The organism is Myroides sp. TSA_177.3 (assembly GCF_052691955.1).
Window position 1 is genome coordinate 297,119 of record NZ_JBQZGD010000003.1, and the last position, 12,466, is coordinate 309,584.

Consider the following 12,466-nt stretch of genomic DNA (forward strand, 5'->3'; position numbering starts at 1 on the left):
AATTATGAAAAATTTATTACACTCAAATAAAGCTTATGACATCTTTATTTTTGCGAGTGCAAATGTACAGTTTTTTATTGATTATTTATATATCTCCTATCTTTTAACCCCACTTTAACGATAACACGTTCAAAATGAAGGTTTTTAAGATATTCTTAACTCAGATTATAACGTTCCTCTCAACTCTTGCTCACGCTCAATTGATTCGAAAAGCGCCTTGAAGTTACCTGCACCGAATCCTCTTGCACCCATTCTTTGAATAATTTCGAAGAATAAAGTTGGACGATCCTCTACTGGTTTTGTAAAGATTTGTAATAAATATCCTTCTTCATCAGCGTCAACTAAGATACTCAATTTTTGTAATTCTTTGATATCTTCTTTCATCATATCCATGTGAACTCCTAAACGACCAGGAATTGCATCATAGTACGCTTGTGGTGGAGCAGATAAAAACTCAACTCCTCTTGCTCTCATTTCACCAACTGTTTTGATGATATCATCTGTTGCAACAGCAATGTGCTGAACTCCAGGACCGTTATAAAAATCTAAATATTCTTCTACTTGTGATCTTTTCGCTCCTTCAGCAGGTTCGTTGATAGGGAATTTAATACGTCCATTACCGTTTGACATTACTTTACTCATCAAAGCAGAATATTCTGTATTAATTTGTTTATCATCAAAAGATAAGAAGTTTACGAATCCCATTACGTCTTCGTACCATTTTACCCACGTATTCATTTCGTTCCATCCCACGTTTCCTACCATGTGATCCACGTATTTCAATCCAACTGGTTTTGGATTGTATTCGCTTTCCCATTTAACGAAACCAGGTAAGAATACACCTGTATAATTTTTTCTTTCAACAAACATGTGAACAGTTTCACCGTATGTATAGATACCAGCGCGAACAGTTTCACCAAATTCGTCTTTTTCAACAACTGGTTCCATGTATGATTTAGCACCACGGCTTGTTGTTTCTTCGTATGCTTTACGTGCATCTTCTACCCAAAGTGCAACTACTTTAATTCCATCTCCGTGTTTTACGATATGGTCATTTAATTCAGACTCCGCTGTTAAAGGTGTAGTTAAAACGATGCGGATTTTATCTTGTACTAATACGTAAGATGCTCTGTCTTTCACTCCTGTTTCTAATCCTGCATACGCTAATGATTGGAAACCAAACGCTGTTTTATAAAAGTGAGCCGCTTGTTTTGCGTTCCCAACGATAAATTCAACGTAATCTGTTCCTAATAAAGGCAAGAAATCTTGCGCTCCTTCAAATATTTTTTCTAAGCCAAATTCAACCGACTTTACTTCTTTACTCATAATATAGTTTTTGTTGTTGTTTATTTATTCTCTTTACTCTTGTTGTTTGTTATTCTTCTAACCACGATTGGTAGTACTGTTCATCGGCAATCTTCATTGCTTCTTCTGTTACCATCAACGGTTTAAAAGTATCTACCATTACGGCTAACTCTTCTGTAATGGTTTTTCCGATTGAACGCTCTGCAGCACCTGGATGCGGTCCGTGTGGAATACCTGCAGGGTGTAATGAAATATGACCTGGCGCGATATCATTACGACTCATAAAATCACCATCAACATAGTACAACACCTCATCACTGTCAATATTACTGTGATTGTAAGGAGCAGGAATAGCATCTGGGTGATAGTCATATAATCTCGGTACAAAAGAACAAACGACGAAACCAGCGGTTTCAAATGTTTGATGTACTGGAGGTGGTTGGTGAATACGTCCGGTAATCGGCTCAAAATCGTGAATTGAAAAGGCATACGGATAGTTATATCCATCATAGCCTACGACATCAAAAGGATGCGTTGCATATACCATTTCGAAGATCTCATCTTGTTTTCTCAACTTGATTAAAAAATCTCCTTTTTCGTCATAGGTTTCTAGGTTTTCTGGTCGACGGATATCTCTTTCACAGAAAGGAGAGTGCTCCATCAATTGTCCAAACCAGTTTCTATAACGTTTAGGTGTATAAAACGGATGTTTAGATTCCACAATAAACAAACGATTATCTTCGGTATCGAAATCCATTTTATAAATCATTCCTCTTGGAACAACTAAGTAATCACCATACTTAAAGGTTAAATTTCCTAAAAAAGTACGCAGGGTTCCTGATCCTTTATGGATAAAAATCAATTCATCAGAATCGGTATTCTTGTAGAAATAGTCCTCCATTGATTTCTTAGGAGCCGCTAATACAATGGTACAGTCACTATTGGTCAAAACTGCTTTTCGGCTTTCTAAAAAATCATTTTCGGGTTCTACCTGGAATCCTCTTAGTCGGTAAGATTGAATGTTATTTGCTTTCGCAATTTTAGGTGCAACTGAATACTGTTTACGTATTTCTTTCACCTGTGTCGGTCGGTGTACATGGTACATATTTGTTGACATTCCGTCAAAACCAACTGTACCAAACAATTGTTCATAGTATAAGTCACCGTTTTCCTTACGGAAAATCGTATGACGTTTAGGGGGAATACTCCCTAAGCGATGATATAAAGGCATAATTACTTATAGTTTTAAGGTTGGAAAAAAAATGATATAAGTAAAAGTTTCTCATTCAGGATTTCTCTTGATCAGAAACTTAATGTAAGCCAATAAACCGTCCCATTGTATTTTCATAATATCACAAATATCGAAATAAAAATGATATATCCAACTTCTTAACCAAATTTTATTTGCGTATTGCTAAAACACAAGGAGTTAAGTCGCTTTAATTCTTAACTAAAACCAAAAGCCAACAGAGAAATAAGTATAGCTTCCTCCTGTATCTGGTGAATAGCTGTATTTCACTTCAATAGGCCCAATCATCGTTTGCATCCCATACCCTATTGCATACCCTGAATACTTTGATTTAAACAACCATTCAGAGCCAGAAAAGATATCTTCTCCTACATTCGCTAGGTTTGCAGAAAAGTTTATGTGATGCTTTTTAAAGATTTCATAATCTAAGTTCAATGATCCTGTGATATACGAATTACCAGCTATGCTCAACAAATCATACCCATAAAAAGGAATAAGATTATCCCGATCAGCAAATCCATATCCTCCTAGAAAATACATGAAGCCCATAGAAGGTGTATTGCCAATGGTTGCCCCCACACGTGAACGCAAATCGACAAACAATTTATCTGCTAGGCGTGTTGCATACCCCACCTGCCCAGTAACCATCGAAAAGTTCTGGAAATTCCCAAGGTAATCCGACGAGTAGAAGTAGTTTTTATACTCTCCTTTGAACATGAATCCTTTGCGTGGAAAATACTTATTGTCATAGGTATCAAAAGTAAAATTTGCAAATGCGCCCAAATAGGTACTGCGATCAAAATTGCTTTCTTTTACATTCAGCGTATTGCTCTTAATATCGAAGTAACGATGCTCTAATCCTGCCGCTAATAGGAATTTCTGTTGATAAAAAGTTTGAAAAACCAAGCGATTTTCTAAGTCTTTGTAATCGACATTAAACTTCGCAGGCAAACTAGCGAGATCAATATCGGAAGGCAACTCAAAATGGTCATTTTTCAATAGCATTTTAAAGCGTAAGTCATGACTAAATTGATTGTATTTTGAGTTAATCCCTACACTCCAATAAAATCCATTATCCACGAAATAATTGAAATTGTAGCGCACATTATCCCCAACAGCAACATCTAAAGAAGCCACATCACTTTTCATCAATAGATTCTTCTGTGTTATGTTTAATAAGGCAGCTGATTTGTATAACCCGTCATAGTGAACACCTAATTTTAAATAGCGTTTCGTTGGGTTTTCAACTAAATCTAAAACCAATTCATCTCCTTCTCCATTCGCATCAAAGCGATAGGATATACTGCTAAAGTTGTCCGTTCCGTTCAGCTGATCTATTCCTTTTTCAAGTTCATCAAACGTCACCATACTATTCGGTTTAAACCCTAACTTTCCGTGCACATAACGTTGTGTATATCGTGTTAATCCATTAATATCAATCGAATTTACATATATTTTATCGGTGTATTTCGGTACAAATTGCTTCTGCAATACATCCTTTTTCCCGCCAATTTTCTTTATTTCATCCAATTTCGTTTCAGCCGCTGCAACTCCACGTTGAATAATTGCTTTCCCATCTTCAAAAGAGACTACGGTATACCCCGAGATATCGGGTTTGATGTAGATATCCGTTTCTCCAATCTTATTCTTCATCTGATTGATGGTTGAATAATTGGAAATTTGCAACAACACATCCGCAGCACCACTGATAGCATCTATATCTTTTAATCCATCTTGAACATCAACTCCAATCACGATATCTGCTCCTAATGCTTTTAGTTCTTCGATCGGATAATTATTGACAATACCACCATCGATCAAGTGTTTATCATCAATTAATACAGGGGCAAATAAAGAGGGAAAAGCCCCACTCGCCAAGATGGCTTGCGGTAAATATCCCGAATCAATCAAAACAGGTTTACCTGTTTCGATATTCGTTGCAACACATAAAAAGGGAATATTGAGATCATTAAAATCACGCACATGTCGAACATGCGCTAATAATCGATTCATCAAGTTGTAGTTGTACATGCCTCGCGAAAAAGCTTTTGGCAATCCAATCTTAAACTTATCAAAGGGCAACGTTAAGGCATAAATTTCATCGTTTTTCTTTTCGTAAAACGATTTAGAAATACGGGGAATATAGTCTCTAATTAGCGCTGTAGCATCAATACTGCTAAAGATGGAATCCAATTCTGAAGCGGTATATCCAGAGGCATATAATCCCCCTACAATAGCTCCCATACTAGTTCCTGTAATATAGTCTACTTGTACGCCTTGCTCTTCCAACACTTTCAATACGCCGATATGTGCAAGACCTTTTGCACCACCACCACTCAGCACCACTCCTACTTTAGGACGATCCTCTTCTTGGGCAAAACTCGTACCTGCCGCTAATACTATTGCTAATAATGCTATAATTCTGCGCATAGTTATCCTTTTTTATCCTACTAATTTAGTTTAAATGTTCCAATAAAACTTTAGTTTTTGCTTTTCCGATTACACTTTCTATCTCTTCCATAGAAGCTTCTTTGATTCGCTTCACTGATTTAAAGTGATTCATCAACTTCGTTTTTGTTTTTTCTCCAATACCAGGTACCTCGTCTAATCGACTTGTAATCGCATTTTTACTGCGTTGATTGCGGTGAAACGTCAATCCAAAGCGATGGGCCTCATCTCGAAGGTGAATAATTACTTTCATCGTTTCCGATCGTTTATCCAAATAAAGCGGATAACTATCCCCTGGGTAAAAAATTTCTTCTAAGCGTTCAGCCAAACTGATAATGGGAATTTTTCCTCTTAGCCCTAAATTTTCCAAACTCTTTAAGGCAACGCCCAATTGTCCTTTTCCTCCATCGATAACGATAAGATCAGGAAGTGCTTCTTTTTCTTCGAGTAAACGCTTATATCTTCGGAAGACAATTTCTTCCATCGAAGCAAAATCATTTGGTCCTTCAACGGTCTTAACATTAAAATGACGGTAGTCTTTTTTACTTGGTTTACCATCTTTGAAGACAACACAAGCGGCAACTGGATTGGTTCCTTGAATATTGGAGTTATCAAAACACTCAATATGGCGTGGTTCTTTTGGCAAGCGCAAATCTTTCATCATCTGTTGCATGATGCGCTTTACGTGACGATCTGGATCCACAATTTTAATTTGTTTTAATTGATCCATGCGATAAAATTTGGCATTGCGTTCTGATAAATCCAACAGCGCTTTTTTATCTCCCATTTTGGGTACCGTCACTTTCATCTGTTCCCCTAAATCTAAATCAAAAGGAACGAGAATTTCTTTGGTTAGCAATTCAAATCTACTGCGGATCTCTATAATAGCTAAGGCCAATAATTCTTCATCTGTTTCTTCTAGCTTCTTCTTTAGCTCTAAGTTATGTGAGCGAATAATGGCTCCGTATGAAACTTGTAAAAAGTTGACATAGGCATTAGTTTCATCAGAGATAATAGAGAAGACATCCACATTGCCAATTTTTGGGTTAACAATGGTTGATTTCGCTTGGTAATTCTCAAGCAATTCTATTTTTTCTTTGATTTGTTGAGCTTCTTCAAAACGCATCGCCGTGGCCAATTCCAACATATAGGCTTTAAACCCCTTCAAACTTTCTTTGAAGTTCCCTTTTAGGATATCGCGTATTTCAGTGATTTTCTTATCGTATTGTATGCTCGTTTCATAGGCTTCACAAGGTCCTCCGCAATTGCCGATGTGATATTCTAAACAAACTTTAAACTTTTCACTTCGGATATTCTGCAAGGACAAATCATAACTACAAGTTCGAATAGCGTACAGTTCTTTGATCAGCTCCATGAGCGTATTCACTGTTTTGATACTTGTATAGGGTCCATAGTATTCTGAACCATCTTTCACCATACGACGCGTAACAAACACTCGAGGGAAAGGTTCTTTTTTAATACAAATCCACGGATAGGATTTATCATCCTTTAATAGGACATTATAACGAGGCTGCAATTGTTTGATTAAATTGTTTTCCAACAGCAACGCATCTGTTTCCGTGGGCACAACGATATGTTTAATCTTCACAATTTTTTTGACTAATACATTGGTCTTTGCATTATCGTGAATTTTATTAAAGTAAGAGCTCACCCTTTTTTTCAAGTTCTTCGCCTTACCAACATAAAGAATCTTACCTTCTTTATCAAAATACTGATATACACCAGGTTGATCTGGTAAGGTTTGTATCTGTAACGCTAACTCTTCTTTTACTTGCATCTACTCTGTAATTTAGGAACAAAAATAAAGCTTAAAATTAGGACGGCAAAAGATGCTTTCCTAAAACGTAGTATTCTTGGTTGAAGTTACAACATTTACTTCTAGGAGAATCTCAATTGCAGTCAATAAAAAAGGGTGTTCGATTGAACACCCTTTTTACCATCTAAATTAATCAATTATAATGGATATAATTCCTCTATTTTTTACCCGTCTAAAACGATAAAGCTTACTATTTTTTGCCTCGCTTGTTGATTTACTGATTATCGTATTAAAAGTTAAGGCTTTGCCTTGAACAACTTAACACTGATCCCCAAAACCAGAATCATACAAACAATGGCAACCCAAAACCAGGCCGGTGGAAACACCCAAAAGTTCATCCCTGCCCATAGTAGCAATAACACTGCAAATATTTTAAACCGATAGGTAATTATAAGTTCCATTACTATTTTTACTTTCTAAGGATATTAGTATTTATTTCACTCTCATGTACCCTCTTCTTTGTTCATTTTCTCTTTTGTATCAATTACTTTGTTTCTGACCAGCATTCCGGACTGCTAGCTCTATAGAAACAACACTTATTGATTTCTTGATTTACTTTTTTTCTACTTGTTCTAGCACTAAAGACAAAACAATAGCACGTGCCAGACTATCTTCATATCCTTTTACAAAAGCGACTCTCCTCTTTTTATCCCACTCCCAATCTTTATCTGGTCCCCATGTATAGGTCAAAAACGTCAATAATTCCTTATCTCTGGCAGAAACTCCTTTATCCGTTGCTGGATTCGTTTCCCATGGCCCACGAACTACTAACATTTGATTTAAATAATAGTTGGTTGCGTCAGAGTAATTCAATTGTCCTAATATGGTAGCTTCATCATTATTTAACAAATATTCTACTTCGGAAACTGTAGGCGTCACGTAGCCTTTCATATCCAATTTTTTAAAATCGGAATTAGCGAATGCTGCATTTTCTACACCCGAAATTATTTCTTCTGTCGTATTATAACTCGATGTTACACTCGAACTATTGATAGCATCTATTATATCCTTCCAATGTGTTTGGCCTACAACATTTACTGTTTTCACATCTTGTATTGACTCCTTTGTTCCATCTTCTGTACTACATGAAGCAAAGAATAATCCCAATGCTGCACAGATATAAATCTTTTTCATAGTTTTGCGGTGTTAAATTAAATGTTACTTTTTTCAATCCACATTTTGTTTGTGACATTGAAAGCAAACTTAGTTCGCTCAATACAAAAGCACAAGTTTTTTATCTATCAACAATGGATGAATTGTAAAATTTGATTGGACATTTTCGAAACGCTCTGATTTTAAATGAGTTATTACCTCGATTTTAGATAGGTGGAAAAATTGTAATCAAGAAGGAAAAATTGTAAAAAATACTGACTATCAACATCTTATAAAACACAAAAAAAACTTATCTTTAAAGAAAAGCTTCTAAACCCTTACCAAATGTTACTAAAAAAATTCTGGACTTTCTTTTTTATAACCTTTAGTGGATATTTTTCTAACAGTGTATCTGCTCAAAATAATGCTGATTATAAAGATTGGTCTTTGCAAGAATTACTTTTTACGATTAATAACAGTGTACTCACTCCTAAAGAAAAGGAAATTGTTACTGAATATTATCTTCAAAAAGCAAAATCGGAACAAAGTCCCAATGACGTTATTAAAGGTTATTTGAAAAAAATATTTTTAATTAAAAGTTATGAGCTACAGCTAAAATATGCTGATAGTTTACTTAACTATACCTTGCAACTAAACGACATTCAAGCTATAGGCACTGCCTATAACACGAAAAGCCACGTAGAGTTTGTAAACAAAGACTACAAAAAGGCACTCGAATATGGGCTACAAGCAGAGGATTATTTAAAGAAAACAGACGACAAATACACCCTTAATAAAGTAAAGTATGCTATTGGCTCCATTTACTATCACTTGGATGACTTGGACAAATCGGCAAAGCTTACGAAAGAATCTATGTCATATTATCGTGGTCAATTAAATGACAGCAGCAACGCCTACAATAATTTACGTGGATACATCAGCAACATTTATGCCTTGAGTAAAACAAGTTTTCGCCAAGAAAAAAATGACACGATTCGAATTTTACTTCAAGAAGGGTATGAGGCAACAACTAGGCTGATTAAGAAAGATAAAGTACTTGAAATAGCTTATTTTGACTTCATCAACGGAATGTATAATCATCGATTACATCGTTTTGAAACCTCAGATTCTCTATTAACCAAAGCATTAAATCCAATTGTAGATAATGATGATTATGCTAATGAGCATTTAATCTACCTCTATTTTGGTAAAAACATGTGGGATAGGGGCAAAAAAGAACAAGCACTGCCTTATTTTCAAAAGATAGAAACACTGTATAAAGAAACCAATTTTGCTAATACCGAATTAAGTGAAGCCTTTAACTACTTAATCACCTATTACCAAGAGAAAAAAGACCTAGAAAAAGAGCTGTACTATACCAAACTCTTGATGGGATTATCCACTGAATTACACAAAAACAACAGCCAACTCAGTTCCTATATCCATACACACTTAGATACGAAGAAATTAGAAGCGTCTAAACAAAAGCTGGAATATGAACTATCTAAAAGTCAATCTCAAATTAAAGGATTATATGGACTTGTAACGGTTTTAATTCTGGTTGTATTTATCGGATTGGTTTACTACCAGAAAAAACAACAAAAATTACAACAACAATACAAGCAGCTGATTCATGAATCACCGAAAGAGGCAATACAACTGTCACAGCGTTTACTACAAGAACAACAGTTAGATACTGTGTCCGTTGTTGACTTAACTGAATCTCAACAGCCATTAAACACAACTCAGGTACTCATCAAAAAATTAGAGGACTTTGAACGCAAAAAAGGATATTTACAGAAAATTACACAAGATGAATTAGCTCGTCAATTTGGAACGAACCGCAATACCTTGTCCAAATTCTTTAATGAGGAAAAGAATATCAATTTTTCAGATTACCTTAAACGCCTTCGCATTCAACATGCGGTACGCGAATTGACGTACAATCCCAAACTTCACCTACTCAACCTGACGGGGTTGGCTGATGAATTTGGTTTTGGTAGTTCAAAGAGTTTCTCTAATTCTTTTAAAGAGATTACAAAAATATCGGTGACTGATTTTATTAAAATGCGTCAACAAGACGAGGATTTCAAAGAGATGGATCAAAGTAAAACTGCGCATTAAAAAACACTCTGTTACCGCAACGATAAAAAATGCCCCAAAAGGTAACCTTTTGGGGCTTTTAGCTTTCATCTCTTTTAAAAAGCATATATTTTATGTGGTGTTACACAATAATCCAACGCAATATCAAGGGGAGAAACATCCTCAATATGAGGTTCAGCCTCAAAGAAACTAAGTCCAACTTTAATTACATCGGGTTTGCATTTTTCCAAAAACCTATCGTAAAATCCTTTTCCATACCCTACGCGATTGCCTTTTTCATCAAAAGCCAACAACGGAACGAACACAACATCCAACTGATTTTCTTGGATTTGAATGCCGTCTTGTGGTTCTGGTATTCCATAGCTATTGACGCGTAATACCGTATTATCAGTCAATAAAAAATGCTGCATATCCCCAGTTTTAAAATCGGATTTCGACAGAATTATATTTTTATCCTTACCTGCCAAGACCTGCATCAAGAAATCAGTATCAATTTCCTTTTTCTGTACAATGGACAAAAACAAATGGTAATTGATCTTATCCCAAATAGGCAAACGCAAACATTGATTAGCAATGGCTAAACTTCTTTCTTCAGCCTCCTCTTGTGTAAGTGTTTCTCTAGCTTGGATATACTTTTGACGTGCTGTAGTTTTATTCATTGGTACTATTTTTTGACAAGTGAAATATAGCATCTCCTTGATAAACAATCGGTGAGTCATTAACATTAATGACATACCCACTATTAGGTGCTTTAATCATTACATTTTCTCTTCCATAAGGGTCTGAGATATACGCAAGCGCTTCTCCTTTTCTTACAAAGGTTCCCACAGCTACTTGATCATGCATTAAACCGGACTGTTTTGCTCTAATCCAAACAGATTGACTAATAATCACCATTTTTTCTTGGCGACTTTCAACTTCAATCTCTTCGCGTAACATATCAAAATGGCGGAGAACACGCTTGGTTCCCTCTACTCCCATTTTAGATACTTCTGCATTAATATCTAACGATTTCCCTCCTTCAAACAACAACATTTTAACTCCGCGCTTAGCACAAGCACTGCGGAAAGATCCTGTAATTTGATTGGAATACAATAAGAAAGGGGGATGGAAAATTTTTGCCAAAGGTTCTAATACAGCTTTATCATCCATCGCAATGCGCAACTGAGGTGCATTGAATCGACTTTGACCTCCTGCGTGGAAATCAATCACGAAATCAACATGTGGAATAATATGCGTCAAGATATGGTACGCAAAACGCCCCGCTAGTGAACCTGTTTTACTACCAGGAAATACGCGATTTAAATCTCTCCCATCGGGAAATTCACGCGTTTTATTAATAAACCCAAAGATATTAATCACCGGAATACAAATAATTGTTCCCCTTTTTGGGCGATTTAAACCCTGATGTACAATTTGGCGCACAATATCAACCCCATTAAGCTCATCTCCGTGTAAACCTGCTGAAAAGAGTATCGTTGGTCCGTCCTCTAAGGCACGCGAAATAATTACGGGGATTTTTAGCTTAGTTGCCGTATGTAATCTTGCAATTTCTAAATGTAAGGTCTTGCTCTCACCGGGTAAAATCACTTCCTCTAATATCTTCATAGCTTGCTTTATTTTCGAGAAGTGAAGATAGTGAAAATTGTAAAGGTATGAAGTTGTTTTTTGTGAAGTTGATGAGACGATGAAGAAGTGAAGTTGGAAGATCTATCGATTAATGGATGCTTTTGCTATTTAGAAAATTCACCCATTTCTCATAACTCATAACCATCCAAAGAAATTAATTTTTGAAAATGCGCTTATTCCAAACAATTAAAATACCAACCCCTACCGAAATAGCGGTATCTGCGAAATTGAAGATTGCATTAAAAAACGTGAAGTACTTTCCTCCCCAAATAGGTAACCATTCAGGTAGTGTTCCTTTCCAAATAGGAAAATAAAGCATATCCACTACTTTTCCATGGAAAAGGGTTCCATAAGGTTTATCCGTAAATAGCGTTGCCAATTGATGTGTGCTATCGTCAAAAATAACACCATAGAAGATTGAATCTATAATATTACCCACTGCACCTGCTAAAATCAAAGAGATTGCAACAATTAGATAATTAGAAAGCTTTTTCTTTACTGAATCTTGCAACCACCAACCAATACCAAATACAGCGATGATGCGAAACAACGTTAAGGCCAACTTCCCATAGTCACCAGGAAGAGAAACTCCCCAAGCCATTCCCTCGTTTTCTATAAAGTGAATTCTAAACCAATCAAACACAAAAATTTCTTCATCTAATAAAAAATTCGTTTTGATGTAGATTTTTGACCATTGGTCGATAATTAAAATTATAGCAGCTAGTAAATAGGCTTTCTTTAATGACATTCTCTTCAGTTTTAGAAGCAAATGTAAACGATTTTACGAGATAAAAAAAGCGCTC

At 35.8% G+C, this 12,466-nt stretch carries 9 protein-coding genes; 1 reads left to right on the forward strand and 8 read right to left on the reverse strand.

The window, feature by feature from the left end:
• Window positions 1–165 precede the first annotated feature (165 nt).
• From hppD to ACUTSE_RS05180, 5 genes are all read right to left on the reverse strand, one after another.
• Window positions 166–1,326: a 4-hydroxyphenylpyruvate dioxygenase gene (gene hppD, locus ACUTSE_RS05160; protein WP_002988933.1), complete on the reverse strand. Its 1,161-nt coding sequence runs from the start codon at window positions 1,324–1,326 to the stop codon at window positions 166–168.
• Between the two features lie 49 nt (window positions 1,327–1,375).
• A complete protein-coding gene (locus ACUTSE_RS05165; RefSeq protein ID WP_445639474.1) occupies window positions 1,376–2,536 on the reverse strand; it encodes a homogentisate 1,2-dioxygenase in 1,161 nt (386 codons plus the stop codon).
• Between the two features lie 219 nt (window positions 2,537–2,755).
• Entirely contained in the window at window positions 2,756–4,984 is a 2,229-nt protein-coding gene (locus ACUTSE_RS05170; RefSeq protein ID WP_445639475.1) for a patatin-like phospholipase family protein, read from the reverse strand.
• A 25-nt stretch (window positions 4,985–5,009) separates the two neighbouring features.
• Window positions 5,010–6,800 (reverse strand): excinuclease ABC subunit UvrC, encoded by a 1,791-nt coding sequence (uvrC, locus tag ACUTSE_RS05175; protein ID WP_002988926.1) that lies wholly within the window; start codon window positions 6,798–6,800, stop codon window positions 5,010–5,012.
• A 591-nt stretch (window positions 6,801–7,391) separates the two neighbouring features.
• Entirely contained in the window at window positions 7,392–7,973 is a 582-nt protein-coding gene (locus ACUTSE_RS05180; RefSeq protein WP_445639476.1) for a hypothetical protein, read from the reverse strand.
• A gap of 303 nt (window positions 7,974–8,276) precedes the next feature.
• Between ACUTSE_RS05180 and ACUTSE_RS05185 the strand changes: the two genes are divergently transcribed.
• Window positions 8,277–10,055 carry a helix-turn-helix domain-containing protein gene (locus tag ACUTSE_RS05185; protein WP_445639477.1) on the forward strand — a complete coding sequence of 593 codons (1,779 nt, stop codon included), beginning with the start codon at window positions 8,277–8,279 and terminating at the stop codon, window positions 10,053–10,055.
• 74 nt (window positions 10,056–10,129) lie between these two features.
• On the opposite strand, the gene ACUTSE_RS05190 is transcribed toward ACUTSE_RS05185, so the two are convergent.
• The 3 genes from ACUTSE_RS05190 to ACUTSE_RS05200 form a co-directional block, all read right to left on the reverse strand.
• A complete protein-coding gene (locus ACUTSE_RS05190) occupies window positions 10,130–10,693 on the reverse strand; it encodes a 5-formyltetrahydrofolate cyclo-ligase (RefSeq protein WP_445639478.1) in 564 nt (187 codons plus the stop codon).
• Entirely contained in the window at window positions 10,686–11,642 is a 957-nt protein-coding gene (locus tag ACUTSE_RS05195) for a succinylglutamate desuccinylase/aspartoacylase family protein (protein ID WP_002988914.1), read from the reverse strand. The genes ACUTSE_RS05190 and ACUTSE_RS05195 overlap by 8 nt, the downstream gene beginning before the upstream one ends.
• A 175-nt stretch (window positions 11,643–11,817) precedes the next feature.
• The gene (locus ACUTSE_RS05200; RefSeq protein ID WP_002988913.1) at window positions 11,818–12,411 is read right to left on the reverse strand and encodes a lipoprotein signal peptidase; all 594 of its coding nucleotides are present in this window, start codon (window positions 12,409–12,411) and stop codon (window positions 11,818–11,820) included.
• Window positions 12,412–12,466: the final 55 nt, after the last annotated feature.

What these genes read in the sequence shown, in the direction of transcription:
- hppD (WP_002988933.1), bottom strand. Translation starts at nt 1,326, where the DNA reads ATGAGTAAAGAAGTAAAGTCGGTTGAATTTGGCTTAGAAAAAATATTT.
- ACUTSE_RS05165 (WP_445639474.1), bottom strand. Translation starts at nt 2,536, where the DNA reads ATGCCTTTATATCATCGCTTAGGGAGTATTCCCCCTAAACGTCATACG.
- ACUTSE_RS05170 (WP_445639475.1), bottom strand. Translation starts at nt 4,984, where the DNA reads ATGCGCAGAATTATAGCATTATTAGCAATAGTATTAGCGGCAGGTACG.
- uvrC (WP_002988926.1), bottom strand. Translation starts at nt 6,800, where the DNA reads ATGCAAGTAAAAGAAGAGTTAGCGTTACAGATACAAACCTTACCAGAT.
- ACUTSE_RS05180 (WP_445639476.1), bottom strand. Translation starts at nt 7,973, where the DNA reads ATGAAAAAGATTTATATCTGTGCAGCATTGGGATTATTCTTTGCTTCA.
- ACUTSE_RS05185 (WP_445639477.1), top strand. Translation starts at nt 8,277, where the DNA reads ATGTTACTAAAAAAATTCTGGACTTTCTTTTTTATAACCTTTAGTGGA.
- ACUTSE_RS05190 (WP_445639478.1), bottom strand. Translation starts at nt 10,693, where the DNA reads ATGAATAAAACTACAGCACGTCAAAAGTATATCCAAGCTAGAGAAACA.
- ACUTSE_RS05195 (WP_002988914.1), bottom strand. Translation starts at nt 11,642, where the DNA reads ATGAAGATATTAGAGGAAGTGATTTTACCCGGTGAGAGCAAGACCTTA.
- ACUTSE_RS05200 (WP_002988913.1), bottom strand. Translation starts at nt 12,411, where the DNA reads ATGTCATTAAAGAAAGCCTATTTACTAGCTGCTATAATTTTAATTATC.